This window comes from Arthrobacter alpinus, from assembly GCF_001445575.1.
GTDB classification, from domain to species: Bacteria; Actinomycetota; Actinomycetes; order Actinomycetales; family Micrococcaceae; genus Specibacter; species Specibacter alpinus_C.
In genome coordinates, this window is the sequence record NZ_CP013200.1 from 3,775,445 (window position 1) to 3,794,523 (window position 19,079).

14 protein-coding genes are annotated in these 19,079 nt (G+C 62.4%); 8 read left to right on the forward strand and 6 right to left on the reverse strand.

Annotation, left to right across the window (positions count from 1 at the left end; translation table 11 throughout):
• Position 1: 1 nt before the first annotated feature.
• The 3 genes from AS189_RS16765 to AS189_RS19665 are packed head-to-tail and all read right to left on the reverse strand — an operon-like array spanning position 2 to position 5,998.
• On the reverse strand, positions 2-2,053 hold the full coding sequence (locus AS189_RS16765; RefSeq protein ID WP_062291448.1) for a DUF5719 family protein: 2,052 nt from the start codon (positions 2,051-2,053) through the stop codon (positions 2-4).
• The gene (locus AS189_RS16770; RefSeq protein ID WP_062291451.1) at positions 2,046-5,453 is read right to left on the reverse strand and encodes a glycosyltransferase family 2 protein; all 3,408 of its coding nucleotides are present in this window, start codon (positions 5,451-5,453) and stop codon (positions 2,046-2,048) included. Before AS189_RS16770 ends, AS189_RS16765 begins: the two co-directional genes overlap by 8 nt.
• 29 nt (positions 5,454-5,482) lie before the next feature.
• Complete coding sequence (locus AS189_RS19665) at positions 5,483-5,998, reverse strand: WhiB family transcriptional regulator (RefSeq protein WP_082634401.1); 516 nt, start codon at positions 5,996-5,998, stop codon at positions 5,483-5,485.
• A 359-nt stretch (positions 5,999-6,357) separates the two neighbouring features.
• Between AS189_RS19665 and AS189_RS16780 the strand changes: the two genes are divergently transcribed.
• A complete protein-coding gene (locus AS189_RS16780; protein WP_062291455.1) occupies positions 6,358-7,275 on the forward strand; it encodes a TIGR03089 family protein in 918 nt (305 codons plus the stop codon).
• 56 nt (positions 7,276-7,331) lie between these two features.
• Here AS189_RS16780 and AS189_RS16785 read toward each other — a convergent pair whose 3' ends face one another.
• On the reverse strand, positions 7,332-7,835 hold the full coding sequence (locus AS189_RS16785) for a GtrA family protein (protein WP_193393493.1): 504 nt from the start codon (positions 7,833-7,835) through the stop codon (positions 7,332-7,334).
• A gap of 175 nt (positions 7,836-8,010) precedes the next feature.
• Here AS189_RS16785 and AS189_RS16790 point away from each other — a divergent pair, with 175 nt between their 5' ends.
• The 4 genes from AS189_RS16790 (at position 8,011) to manA (ending at position 12,825) form a co-directional block, all read left to right on the forward strand.
• Entirely contained in the window at positions 8,011-9,189 is a 1,179-nt protein-coding gene (locus AS189_RS16790) for a 5-(carboxyamino)imidazole ribonucleotide synthase (protein WP_062291458.1), read from the forward strand.
• Positions 9,190-9,193: 4 nt separating this feature from the next.
• A complete protein-coding gene (gene purE, locus AS189_RS16795) occupies positions 9,194-9,778 on the forward strand; it encodes a 5-(carboxyamino)imidazole ribonucleotide mutase (protein ID WP_062291460.1) in 585 nt (194 codons plus the stop codon).
• Positions 9,779-9,905: 127 nt separating this feature from the next.
• Positions 9,906-11,435, forward strand: coding sequence for an LCP family protein (locus tag AS189_RS16800; protein WP_424580795.1), 1,530 nt, complete (start codon positions 9,906-9,908; stop codon positions 11,433-11,435).
• Positions 11,436-11,508: 73 nt separating this feature from the next.
• Positions 11,509-12,825, forward strand: a complete 1,317-nt coding sequence (manA, locus tag AS189_RS16805) for a mannose-6-phosphate isomerase, class I (protein WP_062291465.1) — start codon at positions 11,509-11,511, stop codon at positions 12,823-12,825.
• A 472-nt stretch (positions 12,826-13,297) separates the two neighbouring features.
• Here manA and AS189_RS16810 read toward each other — a convergent pair whose 3' ends face one another.
• Together AS189_RS16810 and glpX are read right to left on the reverse strand one after the other, a co-directional pair.
• Positions 13,298-14,302 (reverse strand): lipid II:glycine glycyltransferase FemX, encoded by a 1,005-nt coding sequence (locus AS189_RS16810; RefSeq protein WP_062291468.1) that lies wholly within the window; start codon positions 14,300-14,302, stop codon positions 13,298-13,300.
• 368 nt (positions 14,303-14,670) lie between these two features.
• On the reverse strand, positions 14,671-15,687 hold the full coding sequence (gene glpX, locus AS189_RS16815; protein ID WP_062291471.1) for a class II fructose-bisphosphatase: 1,017 nt from the start codon (positions 15,685-15,687) through the stop codon (positions 14,671-14,673).
• Between the two features lie 199 nt (positions 15,688-15,886).
• Here glpX and AS189_RS16820 point away from each other — a divergent pair, with 199 nt between their 5' ends.
• The 3 genes from AS189_RS16820 to AS189_RS16830 all read left to right on the forward strand — a co-directional run bounded on the left by AS189_RS16820 (position 15,887) and on the right by AS189_RS16830 (position 18,759).
• Positions 15,887-16,531, forward strand: coding sequence for a DUF4245 domain-containing protein (locus tag AS189_RS16820; RefSeq protein ID WP_129587326.1), 645 nt, complete (start codon positions 15,887-15,889; stop codon positions 16,529-16,531).
• Complete coding sequence (locus AS189_RS16825; protein ID WP_062291477.1) at positions 16,531-17,190, forward strand: carbonic anhydrase; 660 nt, start codon at positions 16,531-16,533, stop codon at positions 17,188-17,190. The genes AS189_RS16820 and AS189_RS16825 overlap by 1 nt, the downstream gene beginning before the upstream one ends.
• A gap of 138 nt (positions 17,191-17,328) precedes the next feature.
• Positions 17,329-18,759 (forward strand): class II fumarate hydratase, encoded by a 1,431-nt coding sequence (locus AS189_RS16830; protein ID WP_082634402.1) that lies wholly within the window; start codon positions 17,329-17,331, stop codon positions 18,757-18,759.
• Positions 18,760-19,079: the final 320 nt, after the last annotated feature.

Sequence of the window (19,079 nt, forward strand, 5' to 3'; positions counted from 1 at the left end):
GTCAGTAGCGGGTGATGATGTTGATGGCGGAATTTCCCGCAGCCGATGGGGCAATGGGCAGCACGGCAATACCGGCCGAACCGTCCTTGAGGAGCAACTGAGAGCCAAAAGCCGGTGCCCCGGAAGCTGAAACCACCACTGCAACAGCGCCGGACCCGAGCAGTTTTGCAGGATCCACGGTGACGGAGCTGCCGGCACGCAGTTCCACATCCTTCCCCTCGCCCAACACACCGCTGGCTGACACGGGCACCAGATTAATGGTTGCGCTGCCCTCAATGGCGGCAAAGGCTAAGCGTGATTCGACGCCCGCAGGCAAGGTCAGCACATGGGTGTCACCCAGCCTTGCCGTGGAAGTAGCGAAGGCGAGGTCGACGGCGTCGCCCGCCTTAGTGAAGTTAATGAGCCGGACAGCAGCCGCTACCGGAGCATCTGAGCTCACAGCGAGCGAATAGTTGCCTGCTGGGAGTCCGGCCAGGGACAGCGTGCTGACCTTGCCAGCGGCGGCGGTGAACACGCCTCCGTTGGGCAGCGGCACTTGACCGTCGGCGCCAAAGGCCTTGACCTCTAGGACGGAGTCACTGATTCCTGGAACCGTGACAGCCAGAACGGTAGTGGCATCCTCATAGCCCTTCTGGGCCGTGATCTTTGCGCTGTCGTTGGCGGCCCGGACCTGCACACCGGGGATGGTCAGCGACTGTGCCGGAGCCTGAACGGGGGCCAGATAATCGATGCCACCGGGGGTAAGCCCACGCAGGACCGACTGTTGAATGGTGCCGCTAACAGGACCGCCCACGCTCTTGACATGAACCGTGAGCATTTCTTCGTCAGGGGCCAGACCGGACAGAACAACGGATCGAACGCTGCCCGGGGCAACCACCAAGCCCTTGCTGCCAGCAGCCTGGACTGGTCCATTGGAGCCAAACAGTTCCAGCGAAACATTGCCCGGAGTTTCGGAGGAATTGCTCAATGACAAGATGGCTGTCCGGCCCACGGTGGTGCTCGCGCCTGCAAGCCATAATTCGTTGGCAGGTGCCTGGCACGTTGCCCCGGCCAGTCCGGCCAGGTCGCCGTCGGTGGCGTCGACCACTACCGATCCTGCGCCCTGAGATCTCTCGCCAGCCAGCGGGTCAAGCTGCAGCACGGAAGCAGCATCCACGGATTTCCCGCTCACTACTTGTGCTTTGGCCTTTGGCTCGCCGGTCAAGGCTGCTGGTGAAGCCGATGGCGCGCCCGACGGTGTGGCAAGCGGCTTGGCCACAGTGAACAGCGGCGAGAACTTTCCATTCAGCGACTGCACGGACGCCCCTGGAACCTCTCCTGTGGCACCGCTGAGCACTACGGCGTTCAACAGGGTTTTGGTGCTTGAGGAGTTAGCTGAAAACTCCGGATCCGCCCCTGCTGCTGAACCAGCAAGCAACTGGGTGGGTCCCTGACAGTTCGCCATGGAAACGCCCACCGGAAGCACATGCGGCACCGGCTCAGTGACGGCCGTAGCATCCATTCCGGGGTAGAGACTGGCGGCGCCCACCGCGGCAACCGCCAGGGCAGCCGTGGCCACGCCAGCAACAATGGCTGGCCAACGACGGCGCACGGCTCGCCTGCTCGCCTTCTCACGGCGCGACCGCTTCTGACTCCCTGCGGGAGTTTTCTCCACAGGAGCTGCCTTCGGCGTCTTTGAGGTCGCCTCGGGAGCGGGCGCAGCAGCAGCCGCCTCAGAGACGTTGGGCGCAGCCGGAGCGGGCGCAGCAGCGTTGGCCGATATGGCATCAGCGGCGGGCGCCTCAGAGACGTTGGGCGCAGCCGGAGCGGGCGCAGCAGCGTTGGCCGATGTGGCATCAGCGGCTGGCACCTCAGTCACGACCCTTGCGTCGGCTGCGGGCACCTCAGCCACGATCTTTGCGTCGGCTGCGGGCACCTCTGTGTCGCTGCGCGTCGCGTCCGTAGCTGGTGTGGCGGCGTCGTTATTTTCACCAGCGCCCACTTCAGCAGCGCCCACTTCAAGAGCCCTGCCTGCAATATTTTTGTCCTTCTTGTTGCCCTTTTTCTCAGACACCTCTACCAACCCTTTGCAACGATGCTTCATCCCGGTATGCACCGGTACGGCCGCGACGGGCCCGGACGGGAACAGCCAGCAGGATTGTCAATCCAAACAAGACCAACTGCACAATAGTGAAAATTGCATCTAGAGGCTCCACGTAGCGAATCTCCAGTTTTCCTGCGGTCGCCGGCAGCTCGAAGGCCTGAGCCCAGCCCACGTCTGTGGCCTTGAGCGATTTGCCATCAAACCAGGCTTGCCAGTGCGCATCGGAGCGTTCGGCCAACACCACCTTGCGCCCGGCTTCGCCGGCAGCAATGGCAGTGTTGACGCCAATTCCGTTGGACGGCACGGGTGCCACGGCCTTGCCAGCAGCATCAACAATCCGGACCCGGTTCACCACGTCGGTGTCACCGGCGGTGGCGTAGGTGGGCTGAACGCGCCACAGCCACCCGGATTCGGTGGGCCCAACGCTGCTCAGGCCGGGAACTCCTTCGAGCTCGCTCGCCAACAGCTCAGCAGCTGTGTCGCCTGGGCGCAGCACCACGAAACCGACACCGAGATCCACCAAATCATCACGAGGGTCAAGTCCCGCCTTCGAGACGAGAGCTGCCACGGTGGTCTCCAAAACCGCTGTTGCTTCATCGCTGGGCACCACGGTTTCCTGCCCCGGGCTACCCGTGACGCGCGCTGCCGCGGAAATCGTGGAGAGTGAGTCCAGCGTTGTTCCGGCGCCCTGCATGAGCGCGGCATCAATGCCGCCATCAGGCGTCACCGAAAGCACAATGGTTCGGCTGGCCTCGGGGCCCATGCCGCGGTCCGAGGCCGTCGCCGGAATGGTCCCGGAAGTAGCTCCGTGGAGCAAGAACGGCCCCGTCAGGGATGCCTGTCCGGGATCCTTGGCGAACTGCTGCACGGTCCAAACGCCCAGGCTCACCACGGGTGCCAGTACCAGAACTATTGAAAGTACGACGGCGGTCGCTTTCGCTGTCCTGTGCCTTTCGCCAGCCTTGTGGGCCGGATCGTAGGCGTGCCGGTGGGCGGCGTCGAGTCCCAAGATAGCGGCGCCAAGGAGTGCAAAGAACGCGAGCGAGACGGTAGGTCCGTTGAAGGCGGTAACGAGCGTGCCGCCGTCGAACGCTACGGCGATGAGCTTGGCGCCATAGGAGCCCGCCAGAGCCAGCAGCGCAACAAACCACAGGGCGCGGACCGTGGCGGCGCGGCGCAGGGGAAGCAGTAGGGCGATGATGGCAGCAATCACCACGGGAGCGCCAATGATTGCCACGGCTACCCAGGTCAGCCAGGGTGCCGAGAATAGCGGGCCCAGACCAAGGATGCCCTCGGTGGCGTTCACTTGTTCAGGGAAGCCCAATGCCTGCTGCCACAGCGGTGCATGGGACGTGGCGAGGGGCAGGCCCGGATCGGCCAAAAGTGCGCGGGGGTTATCCCAAGCGGACCAAACAAAGGGCAGGAACACTGCGGCCGAGGGCAGCAGCGACCACCAAATGGTCTTGCCCCGGCGGCCCAGCAACAACGTAGCAATCAGGACGCCAACAATGGCCACAACAAACAAGCTCGGAGCCGCCGCCGTCACAGCAGCCAACGCCAGCCCGGTTGCCGCGGCAGCTGTCCACGACGGGTTGCCTGCCACGCCGGGCCGGCCCATCTTGGAGACGGTGGCGGCGGTGCCCGCGGCCCCCTCTACGGTGCCGGGAACCGTCTCAGGGCTTGCCGCCCCACCCACTGCGCGGATCAGCCCCAACATCACCAACGGGATCAGAATGTGGGCCAGCAGGGCACCAACACGTCCCTGTCCCATGGCGAGCAATAGTACGGGAGCACCTGCCCAAGCCAAGCCGGCGACGATGCGCGGCCAGCGGCGCAGCGTCAGCGCACCAGCAGCCAGCCAAGCCGTGAAACCGGACAGCGGCAAGGCCAACAGCACCAACCACAACAGGGCGATCGAGCCATTGCCACCCAGCGCGCTGAGCAGGAACAAAACATAGTTGAAAGGGTTGCCGCGGCCGGGCATTCCGGAACCGAGCGAGACCCACCAATCGGTGGCGTGCTGCCACACCGTTCCGAGATCGGCAGAGACCGGCAACAAGGCGCCGCCCAACAGTGAGTCAGCACCCATGAGTCGCGAGAGCGTCACGAGGGAAAGCACGCTCAACAGAACCACCAGGGCAATGGCACTGACAATGGGGGCGGTGCGGCTGACGGCCAGCGGGGCCACACTCTCCTGGTGGCTTTCTCCCGTGGGCTCCAAAAGTGACGGGCCGGCAAGCGATTCCACCGGCATTTCCTCGTCCGGACCCACTGCTTCTCGCAGTGACTTCAAGTGCTCACGGGACGCGTCCTTGGGTACGTGCAGTCCCTTGTTGACCGAGCGGCGTGTGGTTCGTGTTGCGGCCAAGGAGGCTCGGCTCCGACGCAGCGCAAGGGGGCGCATGAGCCCGGCACACGTAGCCACGAACATGCGCACGGCATGGCCGGGGGCTTTCAGGAGAAAGCCTGCCATCAGCCAATACAGGGCGGCTATAAATGTGCCGACCGTATATAGCGGAACGGCTGCTGCCGGGGCGTGCTTGAGCCGCAGGAAGACTCCGGCTTTACGGGCAGCCACGGCAGTGCCGACGCCATTGGGCCGATGCACCACGTGGAACATCTGTGCAGCGGGAACAATGAGTACGCGGTCTCCGGACAGGCGGACCCGGGCACAGAAGTCCAGGTCATCTCCGGGGCCGGAGAGAGCGGGGTCAAAACCGCCAAGTTTTTCAAAGACGTCGCGGCGGACCAACATGCCTGCCGTGTTGACGGCGAACATATCGGCCAAGTGGTCGTACTGCCCCTGGTCCTGTTCATCCAGGCCCACCAAGGCCAACCGGTCGAACCACTTGTTGCTGCTCAGCCCTACGTCGACCAAGCGCCGGTGGTTATCCCAGTCCAGCTGTTTGGCGCCAACAACGGTAGCCGTGGTGGCCCGCTCTGTGGCTTCGATGAGCAGCTGCAGAGCATCGGGGGCCGGAGCCGCGTCGTCTTGTAGGAGCCAGATCCATTCGTTGCTGCCGGGCCGCTCGTCTTCGAGCACCCCGACTCCGCCGGATGAGTTTAACGCAGCCGTTGCCGCGGGTGATCCGTCCGCGGGGCGGTCCCCGGAACGCGCCGGGCGGGCCGTCGCGGCGGCACCGCTGCTCAGCCGTTTTTGATGCTCAAGGACGGCATTGACGGCAGCACCATAGCTTTTGCGTCCCTCAAGGGAGATCACATGACGTTCGCCGAGTTCCTTGCGCAGTAACTCCCCCGAGTTATCACTTGAGGCGACGTCTGCGCCGAGGACAACATGCGCCGGTCGGGTCTGCGAGGCCAATGCGGCCAGGACTGTAGGGAGATAGGCACCGCCGTTATGGGCAACCAAAACGGCCGTGACTTTTACTGCTTCAAGAATTAGACCGCTCGCTTCCGCAGCCGCCGACGCTCTCGCTCGGACAGGCCGCCCCAGATTCCAAACCGTTCATCATTAGCCAACGCGTATTCAAGGCATTGCGCCTTGACATTGCAAGCGCCGCACACTTTCTTCGCGTCCCGGGTGGATCCGCCCTTTTCAGGGAAGAACGCTTCCGGATCGGTCTGTGCGCACAAGGCGTCAGTCTGCCAGCCTAGTTCACCTTCGTCACTGAAATCATCACGCCGCGTTCCAAGACCAATCCAAATTGGGTCATTGTCAACGCCGACAACTCCCCCGGTCAAGAGATCGTCCGGCTCGTCATGCGTGGTAAGAAATGCTGTTGCCGTGTCTTCTAGACCCTGACGGTTTTCCCGTTCGTGGAATGCCGCGGCGTCTGGGTCTGCCGGGTCCACGTACCAATCAGTGGGCACACCACGGGTTTGGTAGGCGGTAGCAGCCTGCGCTGCTACCTGGTCATCACGAAAATTCTCCACACTCAGCTGAGCTTGCCCCATAATCGTCCTCCTGAATGTTGCCGCTGACACTGCTTACCAAAGTACGGTTCCCGCAATGGGCGGGTTGCAGTGTCACTTTCAGCGGTTGGTGCGTCTAATTACATCGGTGTAAGTCACTCACGTCAAGCGGCTGGAGATGATACCCACTGCCATAGTGGAATATCTTGCACGCCACGCCCGGCAATTTCATACCAATACATTCACGCAATAGGGCTCTCAGAGCCTAAAAATCCCGTGTTTCTGGGCGGAAGATGCATTTTTGGTGAATTCCCAGTGAAGTCTCAGGATTCTTTTTGTAAGCCAGATCACGTCACAATAAGATTTCTTCCAATCGATGGAGATCATTGAGGGGGTGGAACATGACAAAATGGGCTGCCATGGACCAGTCTCTGAACACCCCCACCCAGCTGTTGCACGCCCTACGTACCAACAACCCCACCTCACCTCGGCTTACCTGGTATGGCCCGGACTCCGAACGCGTCGAATTTTCCGGCCGGGTTCTGGAGAACTGGGTGGCCAAAACTGCCAACTACCTCGTTGACGAGCTCGACGCCGAAACGGGCACAGTCATAGCCCTGGACCTGCCACTTCATTGGCGATCTCTGGCTTGGTTGTTGGCCACGTGGGCCGTGGGCGCCACGGCCGCCACCACGAGCGGCATCCAGACGGGCACGGCGGACGACACGGCGACAAGCACGCCAGCGGGCGCTGCCGCCCCGGGTGCTCTCATCACTGGGGTTGAGCTTTTTTCTGGCGCTGACATTGTCGCCACAGCCTCACCCGCGCAGATCCACAGCCTTCTGACGGGGGCCAAGAGCGATCCTCTTGTGGTGGCCGTCGCGCTGCCGGCCCTGCAAATGCGCTGGATGGGTGAGCTCCCGCCCCGCACCCTGGATTACTCCGGAGAAGTCCGTTCGCACGCCGATGTGTTCTTTGCCGACGCTGAACCCGAGCCCAGCGATACTGCTTGGCAGCACACGGTTCTGAACAACCACACCGGTGCTGGAACAGTTGTTGCTGGCCCTACCTTGGGTGCGGACACAGACAAGACTGATTACGCCCATCTGCTGACCGGAGGTGCGCAGCTGCTGTCAATACCGGGAACGGAGTTGCCTGCCCTGCCACAGCGGGTCCTGCTACAGGCCAGTCACGGTTGGGCCGCCGTCGTGCCTGATGCCTTGAAGATTTGGGCAGCAGGCGGATCAGTGGTTCTCCTCGGCGATGGTGTTCTCGTCTCGGAGACCCTGCGTGCCAGCGAAAACATTACGCTGGGCTAAGCGCCAGCTCTGAACGCCGCGCGGCTGGGCCGTGGCCCGGGCGGGCGGGCGGCAGCTTAGCCCTCGCGGTCGGCCTGGATGAGCTGGCGGTCGCCTTCGTAGCCGGGCTCGGCATCCAGCTCGTCGGTGAAGACCCAGAAGCGGTAGGCGAAGAAGCGGAAGATGGTGCCCAGGACCAGACCCACCACGGACCCGGAGATGAAGTCGGCGGTGGTGGATTCGAAGCCGAGCACCCAGTGGGAGATGTAAACACAGGCGGCTGCGATGCCCATGCCGATGCCATTCATGACCACGAACAGGACGACCTCGCGGAGCACGTTGGCCTGGCGGCGGTGGCGGAAGGTCCAGTAACGGTTGGCGAGCCAGGAAAAGACGGTGGCCACGGCGGCGGAAATGATTTTCGCCTTGGTGGGGTGTCCAGCCATGCTGCCGCTGAGCAGCCACAGGTAGATTCCGGTGTCAATAATGAACGCCACGCCGCCCACGACGCCGAACTTGGCCACTTCTCGCCAGAAGAGCCCCATCAGGCCTTGGATGCGGTTAACTAGCTTCGTGTACATGGTCCTCCGTCGGCGATCTGGCCATAAACGGATGATTCTCGCGCCAGCCAATTGACTCCAATTCTAAGCCAAAATTGCACCAACGCCGCGCGGCTGTTGTTCAAAACACGTGCTGTGGCGGCCCTGAAACCGTGCAAAGCACGCATCCGGCCAGACTTTCGGTACTCTGGGGACTGTGACTTTTCCTGTAATCGGTGTGGTGGGCGGCGGACAGCTGGCTCGCATGATGGCCCCTGCAGCCGTGGCCCTTGGTTTTGATTTACGTGTTCTGGCGGAAGCCCCTGACGTGTGTGCGGTGCCAGTGGTGGCCCATGCACCAGTGGGTGACTACAAGGACCTTGACACGCTGCGTGAGTTTGCCCGGGGTGTGGATGTTCTCACATTCGATCATGAACACGTCCCGAACGAACACCTGCAAACGCTGATTGCCGAAGGTGTCAACGTCCAGCCTCGGCCCAACGCCTTGGTCAACGCCCAAGACAAGCTCGTGATGCGCGCCGCGATTGAGCGCCTTGGCCTGCCCAACCCGGCCTGGTCCGCCGTCGCTTCCGTTGCTGACATTGAAGCCTTCGGCGACACGCACGGCTGGCCCGTAGTACTGAAGATGCCGCGTGGCGGGTATGACGGCAAAGGCGTGAGGGTCCTGCGTTCTGCGGCCGACGCCGCTGCTGCCGCCGACTGGTTCGAGGCCATGAACCCGCTGCTGGTGGAAGAAATGGTGGAGTTCTCCCGCGAACTCTCCGCCCTGGTTGCCCGCACCCCATCCGGTGAGGCCCGCGCCTGGCCCGTGGCCGAATCCATCCAAGTGGACGGTGTGTGCGATGAGGTCATCGCACCGGCCCCCGGCCTGCCTGCCGAAGTGGAGGCCACTGCCGAGGCCGCCGCACTGCGGATTGCCAACGAGCTCGGTGTCACCGGTGTCATGGCTGCCGAACTCTTCGAGACCCCCGGCCGTGCTCCCGGCTTCCTCATCAACGAGCTGGCCATGCGCCCGCACAACACTGGTCACTGGACCATGGACGGCGCGGTCACCGGCCAGTTCGAACAGCACCTGCGCGCCGTGCTGGATCTGCCGCTCGGTTCTACTGCAGCTCTGGGTTCCATTGTGGTCATGAAGAACTTCCTCGGCGGCGCCAACCAGGACCTCTTCAGCGCCTACCCCGCAGCCCTGGCCGCCGAGCCCACCGTCAAGGTCCACAGCTACGGCAAGTCAGTTCGCCCCGGCCGCAAGATTGGCCATGTCAATGTGATTGGCTCCACGCACGACGACGTCGCAACAGTACGTGCCCGCGCCACCACCGTGGCAAACATCATTCGTGACGGCGTCATGCCCGACGCCACAGAAGGAAAATAAGGCCATGACAGATCTCTCTACTCCCCTCGCCGGTATTCCCTTAGTTGGCATTGTGATGGGCTCCGATTCGGACTGGCCCGTCATGGAGGCGGCAGCTGCGGCGCTGTCCGAGTTCGGTATCCCGTTCGAGACTGATGTGGTCTCCGCACACCGCATGCCCACCGAAATGATTGCCTACGGCAGGGCTGCCGCAGCCCGTGGCATCCGCGTCATCATTGCCGGCGCCGGCGGTGCAGCTCACCTGCCAGGCATGTTGGCCTCCGTCACCACGCTTCCAGTGGTTGGCGTGCCGGTTCCGTTGAAGACCCTTGACGGCATGGATTCCCTCCTGTCGATCGTGCAGATGCCGGCAGGCGTTCCTGTGGCCACCGTGTCCATCGGAGGAGCACGCAACGCTGGTCTGCTCGCCGTACGTATGCTGGCCAGTGGCACGGATGCCCTGGCCACAGATTTGGCTGCAAAGCTTGTGGACTTTGCCCAGTCGCTCAACGATCAGGCTTCCGCCAAGGGCGCTGCCCTGCGTGCCAAAGCAGGCGCCACCTACCCTTTGGCCGTTCTCCCGGATACCGCCGGAACCACAGAAGGATAAACGCCTGCGTATGAGTTTCAGCAGCCAGAAGGTTTCCAGACCCTCAAATCGTCCGCCCGAGTTGACAAACCCGGCCCGTTTTCCGGAGCCGGCGTCTGCACCTGTGCGCTCAAAAAGGGCCTGGATCTTGCTGCTGCTGACACTCTTCTTGCCAGGCGCTGCCCAATTGGTGGCTGGCAATAAGCGTCTGGGCCGCATCGCCCTGCGCTGTACTTTCGCGGTGTGGGCAGTGGTGATTGCCGCCGTCGTACTGGCTGTGGTGAACCGTGAAGCGCTCCTGAACCTTTTCACCAGCCCGCTAACCTCCCTGCTCATCATTATTTTGATGGCGGCGATGGCCGTGGGCTGGGCCATCATGTTCCTCAATACGCTCAAGCTCATTAGGCCAAGGTTGTTGGCACCAGGTATGCGCGGATTGGTGAGCGCGGCCGTGGCGGTCATGATGGTGCTGACTTGCGGAACTCTGGGATACAGCGCTTTCCTGATCAACTCCGGGCGCAACGCCATCTCCAGTATTTTTCAGGCCGGCCCAGATATGAAGCCCGTGGACGGCCGGTACAATTTCCTGCTCATGGGTGGCGACGCTGGGGCGGACCGGAGTGGGCGGCGCCCGGACTCCATTATGGTGGTCAGCGTTGATGCCAAGACCGGCCAGGCAGCCACCATCAGCATCCCCCGCAATTTCCAGAACGCACGTTTTGAGCCCAATTCCCCGCTCTGGGGCGTTTACCCCGACGGCTACAACTGCGGCGACAACTGCATCATCAACTTCCTGTATAGCGACGTCACCAATAACCATCCCGATCTATATCCCGGCGCAAGCGATCCCGGGGCCAACGCAATGATGGATGCCGCGGGCGGTATTTTGGGGCTGACCATTCAGGGCTACGTGCTGATTGACATGGCTGGCTTCTCGAAACTCATTGATGCCCTGGGCGGGGTCACCGTGAATGTCGGTGGCTGGGTGCCGATGAGCGGGGACGACGTCAACGGCACCGGCGATCACCTGCCACCTACCGGCTGGATTCAACCGGGTGTGCAGAAACTCGACGGCTACCACGCACTGTGGTTTGCCCGCTCCCGCGAATGGGTTCTGGAGTACAACCGCAGCCAGCGCCAACAGTGCATCCAAGCGGCCATGCTGGCCCAGATGGACCCGGCCACCATTTTCACCAAGTTCAGTGCCCTTGCCGACGCCGGAGCCAAGGTGGTGGAATCAGACCTGCCAGCCGGGCAGTTGGGCAGCTTCGTTTCGCTGGCACTGAAGTCCAAGTCCTACCCCCTGTCTCGGCTGACTATTGGGCCGCCTGACTTCGACAAGGACTTCCCCACTTACCCTGACTTTGACGTGGTCCACCAGCGCGTTAAGACGTTGCTCAATCCACCAGCAGCAAAGCCAGCTGCCCCTGCTCCAGCGTCGAAGGCTCCTGTACCAAAAGCCCCGGCTGAGCAGGCTCCAACCGCGCAGGACCCTGCTGCCCCGGCAGCTCCCGAATCCGAAGTACCCGCAGCTCCGGCGCCGGAGGCACCTGCTGAAGCAACGCCGTCGTCCGGGCCAGAAATCACAGCCGAGTACCTGCAGCAATTGGCCATCAACGGTGATGCTGTGGCACTCAGTGGATTGTTGGCCAACAACGGGACTTGCTCCCCGGGCTAAGCCTGTTCACTGGCGGACCCATCGCTACTTTTCCATCGATCTACAGCTTGCCTTGGACCAGGAGAAATTTCTTATGTTTGCACTGACCAACATCACCCGTGATTATGCATGGGGCTCAGCCACCGCTATTGCGCAATTATTGGGCACCAAGCCTAGTGGCGGCCCCGAAGCGGAATTGTGGATGGGTGCACATCCGGATTCGCCCTCGGTCGCCGCCACTCCAGAAGGTCCCGTGCCGCTGGATCAGTTGATCACCGAATATCCCCTCGAGACGCTGGGTGCCGATGTGCATGCGGCTTTCGGTGCAAAATTGCCGTTTCTGACCAAGCTTTTGGCCGCAGATCAGGCGTTGTCCCTGCAAGTTCACCCCACCTTGGAACGGGGCAGGGAACGTTTCGCGGCCGAGGAAACTGCCGGTGTTCCCCGGGATGCTGCCCACCGCAACTACAAAGACGCGAACCACAAGCCGGAAATGATTCTGGCACTGACGCCCTTCGAGGCGCTATGCGGTTTCCGGCCCTGTGCCGAAGCTGCCGCCCTTTTCCGAGCCGTCACAGCAGCCATTGCGGCCACTGGCGCCGAGATTCCCCCGTTGCTGCATCAGGTTGAGATGACTCTGAACTCGCGCATGGCGGCCCCGATGGTGGTACGCCGCGCCTTCGAAACGCTGGTGGGTGGCGGCGCCGAAACCACGGCCCTTGTGGAACTCGCAGCCAAGACCCTGGCGGCTGCTGTCCCCAGTGACATGGAGGTGTCCTCTGACACTGGCTTGGACTTGGGTTTGGATCCAGCCGGACTGCCCCACAACGCCGCGGCGTCTCTACGGACCGTGGTGGAGTTGGCCCAGCAATACCCTGGCGATGCTGGCGTGCTGGTCTCGTTGCTGCTTAACCGTGTATCGCTGCTGCCTGGAGATGCCATCTACCTACCAGCTGGCAACATCCACGCCTATTTGAACGGCTTGGGTTTGGAAGTCATGGCGTCCTCGGACAATGTCCTGCGTGGGGGGCTCACCGGCAAGCACGTGGACGTTCCGGAGTTGCTGGACACCGTAGACTTCAACCCCAGTGCAGTACCCGTGGTCCCCACCCGAACCACGGATCTAGGGCAGCAAGTCTGGGAACCGCCGTTTGCTGAATTTATGCTCCAGCGCGTTGATATGTCCGCCGGATCGGGGCCTGTGCCGTTGGTCCAGAACGGTCCGTTGTTGGTACTTTCGGTGGCAGGCTCGGTACTTCTGGATTCCCCCCGCAGCGACATGGTGCTGAGCCGCGGCGAATCGATCTTCGTCCCGGCTGCCGAAAACCCCGTGATGGTTCACCCTCATGCGGTGGCAGGCGATGCCAACGGCGACCCTGCAGTGGTATTCGCAATCACCGTGGCCAGCTGACGCGTCCCCGGTCCAGGCCCGGTTTCGGTTCCTTAGCCGACCCCAGTTTCTGGTCCAGCTCCGGAATATGGCCTCGAGTGTCCACTTAACGTACACTTCCGGCTGTTTTCGAGCGTCAAACGTACGTTAAGTGGACACTCGGCGGTCTGGCCCGCGGAACTCAGCTCGCCCTGACTCGCGGAAGGTGCGGAGCCAGACCTGAGTCGCGGAACGTGCGGAGCCAGACCTGAGTCGCGGACCCCGGTCTGGCTCCGGTTTCGGGTCCCTGCGCGGCTCCGGTTTCCGGTCCGGCTCCGGAATATGGCCTCGAGTGTCCACTTAACGTACGTTCCGGGCCGTTTTCGAGCGTCAAACGTACGTTAAGTGGACACTCGGCGGTCTGGCCCGCGGAACTCAACCCGCCCTGACTCGCGGAACGTGCGGAACGGAGCCCAGCCTGACCTTCGGAGCACACCCGGACCCGAGGACGCCGCTAGCGCTTGAGCAGGCCGCGAGCCTTCTTCATGGAGCGGCGAGCCACCGGCAGGAACCGGGCGAACACCGGATACAGCGGCGAGAGCCCCAGATCCCAAGTGCCAGCCAGCATGTTCTCATGGTCAGCAAAGCCAAACTTGAACTTCGAGACGCCGTCATTGAGCAACCCGTTGAAGTCGTAGCGGGTGATTCCACGGGCTTTCATTTCTTGGATGGCCAGCCATTTCAGGGAGTAGTTGGCACGCAGAGTGCTGCCTTCCTCGGTCATGCCGCCGTACAGTTCAAAGGCCGTGGCGTCGCTGGCAGCGAGCCAGAGGAAGGCCACCAGCTTCTCGCCTTGGAACGCCCCGTAGATGGGCGAGGCGTGGCCCAGATTTTCCAGAATGTCGCTGTAGTAGCTGTCCTCGTGGATCCCAAATTCGGCCCGATCGGCCGTTTCCTTGTAGACGGCCATGCACTGTGGCAGTTCGGCCGCCGTCACGGCGCGGTATTCCAGCGCTTCCCGGCTCGACTTGCGGATGTACTGGCGCGTCTTTTTCGACATGGCGCCCTGCAGTTCATCCTCGCTGCGAGTCAGGTCCAGAATCAGGGTGCGCGGAATCAGGATGGTGCTGGCGCTCGGCGTCCAACCCGTGGCTGGGAGGGTCGCCACGGCCACCGTCTCGGCATCCCAATCGGGTTCAATGCTCAGGGCTACTGACTTGTGGCTCGCCTTGACATAGCGTCCGACGGCGTCCAGCACCTCATTCTCCCTGCCCGGCTCCGCTTGTGGTCCCCTGGCCAGGTAGGCCAAGGAGTTGAACGGAACGGGCAGGGAGCGCAGCAGGATCTGTGCCGAGCCCACCAGGGTTTCGCCGTCCTTCACCAGAACACGGTCGACGCTCCAGTTATGGGCGGCCTTGGTCTCACCCCACCCCCAAAGCTGCATGGGGTGGCCCAGCTGTGAGTTCACAGCGGCATCCCACTCGTCACGGACAGGGCACGGCGCAACACTTAAAGTCATGCTTCAAGCCTACCGGCTACCGGGAGGGGCGACGTCCCAGCCTCTGCACGCCGGGTCCCTCACGGGCAGTAAGATTTCCTCGGTCGCTGAGCGACCTTGGTAAGTGATTTCCGAGGGTTCCCCGCTGAGCTTGCGAAGCGAGGGAAGGAAATCACGCCATCCCCGCTCCGGGACCCGGCGATCCGCGGCCAGGGCATCGGCGCAGGAGCCGACATTTTTGTAGGCGACGTAAAGGAGACGCCAAAGGCCGCTCGCGGCCGACGCGGCGGGGCCCCAAGCGCGAGGGCCCCTGTGTGAGCTTGCGAGCAGGGGGAGCGCTTGGGGAATAGTCGCCGGAAAAATGCCGGGCCGCAGCCGGTCACCGCAGGTTAGGCGCGGCGGGCGTAGCTTTCCCACTTGGCAGCCTGGTGTTCGCCCTCAACAAAGCGGACGGTGCCGGACTTCGAGCGCATGACGATCGACTGGGTCAGGACCCGGCCCTTGTCGTAGCGCACACCGCGCAGCAGGTCTCCATCGGTGATGCCGGTGGCTGCGAAGTAGCAGTTGTCGCTGGAGACAAGATCGTTGGTGGACAACACGCGGTCCAGATCGTGTCCGGCGTCGATGGCCTTCTGCTTTTCATCATCATCGGTGGGCCAGAGACGGCCCTGGATGACACCGCCGAGGGTTTTGATGGCGCAGGCGGCCACAATTCCTTCGGGCGTGCCACCAATGCCCATGAGCGCGTCAACGCCCGTGCCCGTGCGGACGGCCGCAATGGCGCCGGCTACGTCGCCGTCGAGAATAATCTTGGTGCGGGCGCCGGCGTCGCGGATTTCCTGAATGAGCGGCTGGTGGCGGTCACGGTCTAGCACCATAACGGTGAGCTGGTTGATCTTGACACCCTTGGCCTTGGCGATGAGGTGCAGGTTCTGCTTGACGGGAAGCCGCAGGTCAACCATGTCCGCAGCTTCAGGCCCGGTCACCAGCTTCTCCATGTAGAACACGGCCGACGGGTCAAACATGGTGCCGCGTTCGGCCACGGCCAGCACGGCAATGGCGTTGTTGATGCCCATGGCGGTCAGGCGGGTTCCATCGATCGGGTCAACGGCAACATCGCATTCGGGGCCGGAGCCATCGCCCACCACTTCACCGTTGTAGAGCATGGGGGCTTCGTCTTTTTCGCCCTCACCAATGACAACTACGCCGTTGAAGTGAACCGTGGAAAGGAGGGAACGCATGGCGTCAACGGCTGCGCCGTCGGCCAGGTTCTTTTCGCCAAAACCAACCCAGTGGCCGCCCGCAATAGCGGCTGCTTCGGTTACGCGGACCAGCTCAAGGGCTAGGTTGCGGTCCGGCTCATCGTCGCCCACAGCCAAGGACCGTGACAACTGCGAATAATCCATCTGTGATGCGTTTTCAGGCACGAGTAAACCCCATTGTTTAGGTAGGCGCAGTTTTTGCTGTGCGCTGGTGCGCGTGTGACTGCCGTTTTCTTGCCTACCCAAGTAATCATAGGTGAAACGGGGCATCGGAACGTGGTGAGCTGCGCCACATGGACGGTTAGCGCAAACTTTGCCCCTCCGCATCTGGGAAGATAGTTCGGTGAGTGATTCCAGCCCAACCCCGCCGTTCAAGCCCACCATCGCCGCCGGAGCAGCCAAACGCGCTAATGCTTCGATAGCCGGCATGCTCTTGGCCATCTTCTCCACCATCGCTATTGTGCTGACAGTTATTTGGCTCAATCCTCAGCAAAAGGCGGAGTCCTACCGCATGGATATCGATGTCGCAGGCATCGCCAACCATGCCGCGGACACGGCAGGGTTCACGCCACTAGCACCCGTCTTACCGGATGGCTGGTACGCCAACTATGCCCGGTGGAATCCTGCCGGGACCGACGGCGTGGCGTTCTGGGACGTTGGTTACGTCACCGCAAACAACACCTTTATTGCCTTGCGCCAATCCGTCACGGCCAACCCCACGTGGACTGCCAGCCAGACTCAATACGCTCCTGTTACGGGAACGCGGACAGTCAGTGGGCACGACTGGGAGCTGCGTGATAAACCTAAGGAAGATCGCAGCCTGGTTCTTCTCGACGGTGACAACACCATCGTATTGACCGGCGCGGCAGATTTTGAGGACTTCGACTTCCTCGCCAAGGCAGCAACAGACTCGCTCGGAACCGGAACCGGCAAGAACGGGACCAGCACCCCAACAGCAAGCACCCCAACAGCAGAGGACGGCAAATAATGAGCGGTGGAGAAGACGGCAACATCAACGCAGTGGAAGCCCATCACAGGACTCCCTCGGAGGCTTGGATCGAGCTCATGGCCGGCAACGCCAGGTTTGTAGAAGCCAGCTCATCACACCCCAACCAGGATGCAGCGCGCCGCACCTCCCTGCTGTCACAACAGCACCCCTTCGTCATGATTTTTGGCTGCTCGGACTCCCGCCTGGCCGCAGAGATCATCTTTGACCTGGGCCTTGGCGACGCGTTTGTGGTCCGCACGGCCGGTCACGTCATTGACAACACCGCCCTTGGATCCCTCGAATACGGGGTGGAATACCTTGAGGTGCCGCTGATCATAGTGCTGGGTCACGACAGCTGTGGCGCCGTCACGGCCACCAAGGACGCTGTTGCCACCGGCAAGATGCCCGCCGGTTTTGTCCGCGACCTGGTGGAGCGCATCACCCCCTCTGTGCTCGCCTCCCTCCGCAAGGACCAGAACAGCTCGGTTAACGACATGGTGGAGGAGCACGTCAAGCAGACCGCTGCCCGCCTCGTGGAGAACTCCCCCATCATCGCCAACGCCGTAGCCCGCCAGCGCACAGCCGTGGTGGGCCTGACCTACCGCCTGGATGACGGCACCGCTGACCTTGTGTACAGCAACGGCTCCATCCACCAGTAGGCCGCTTGGCTGAAGGCCCGACGGCGGAACTTAGCTTCCGCCGTCGGGTCTTCTCCGTTTGTGGCTGGGTAGGCGCAGAACGCAACGGTTTGTGGCTCTGATTTTCGGCTCCGGGCGCCGCGGCGATAAGGTGTAGGCATGACTGATACTGCCGCGGCTAACGCACAAGAATTCCGTATTGAACATGACACCATGGGCGAGGTCCGGGTTCCGGTCAACGCTCTCTACAGCGCCCAGACTCAGCGCGCCGTGGAAAACTTCCCGATTTCGGGCATGACATTGGAGTCTGCCCACATCGCTGCACTGGCGCGCATCAAGAAGGCCGCCGCCACCACTAACGCCGAATTGGGTGTCTTGGACGCCGAATTGGCACGCGCCATCGAGGCCGCCGCTGACCAGGTTGCTGCAGGCAACTTTGACGGCGACTTCCCGATCGACGTCTTCCAGACCGGTTCCGGAACGTCCTCCAACATGAACATGAATGAGGTCCTGGCGACCTTGGCCAACAAGGCTCTGACTGCTGCCGGCTCCGAGAAGAGCGTTCACCCCAACGACCACGTCAATGCCTCACAGTCCTCCAATGACGTGTTCCCCACCTCGGTTCACGTTGCCGCAACCTCCGCGTTGATCAATGATCTGATCCCGGCTTTGGCCTACTTGGCCGAATCTCTGGAGCGCAAGGCCGAAGAGTTCAAGGACATCGTGAAGTCCGGCCGCACCCATTTGATGGATGCAACCCCGGTTACGCTGGGTCAGGAATTCGGCGGCTACGCAGCGCAGATCCGCTACGGCATCGAGCGCGTGGAGTCCTCACTCCCCCGCGTTGCAGAAGTTCCTCTGGGCGGCACCGCCGTGGGTACCGGCATCAACACCCCGGCCGGCTTCCCGCAGCGCGTCATCGCCCTGCTGGCACAGGACACCGGCCTGCCGTTGACCGAGGCCCGCAACCACTTCGAGGCACAGGCGAACCGCGACGGTCTCATCGAGGCCTCCGGCCAGCTGCGCAACATCGCCTACTCGATCATGAAGATCAACAACGATCTGCGCTGGATGGGCTCAGGCCCCAACACCGGTCTGGGCGAAATCTCCATCCCCGATCTGCAGCCCGGCTCCTCGATCATGCCTGGCAAGGTCAACCCGGTCATCTCCGAAGCAGCCATCATGGTTGCCGCTCAGGTCATCGGTAACGACACCACCATTGCCTTGTCTTCCACCAACGGCGCCTTCGAGCTCAACGTCGGCATCCCGGTCATGGCATCGAACCTCTTGCAGTCCATCCGCCTGCTGACCAACACCAGTCGCATCATGGCGGACAAGATGATTGACGGCCTGACCGCCAACGTGGAGCGCGCCCGCTTCCTGGCCGAGGCGTCGCCGTCCATCGTGACGCCGCTGAACAAGTACATCGGTTACGAAAACGCCGCCAAGATCGCCAAGCACGCCATCAAGGAAGGTCTCACCATCCGCGAGACCGTTCTGGCTCTGGGCTTTGTTGAGCGCGGCGAACTGACCATGGAGCAGCTGGATCAGGGCCTTGACGTCATGGCCATGACCCGCGCCCCGAAGTAACAGCACTACCTATGTACTAAGAGAGCCACCGAAGGACCAGCTGCGAGCTTGCGCGTAGCGGGAGGCGGCGGACGGCGGGAGCCCACCTTTTCATCAAAGGCGGGCTCCCGCCGTCGTGCTTTAAACGGCTGAGCGCTCCGCGGGTACTGCGGGGGTACTCCGGGGGTACTGCGGGGTACTGCGGGGTACTGCGGGGTACTGCGGGGGTACTGCGGGGGTAGCTATTACCATTCGCCCCCGGCAGACCATAGGCAAAAGGTAATAGCTACCCCCGGAGTACCCGGAGTCACCCATGAGCAAGATCACCTTTGAATCATTTT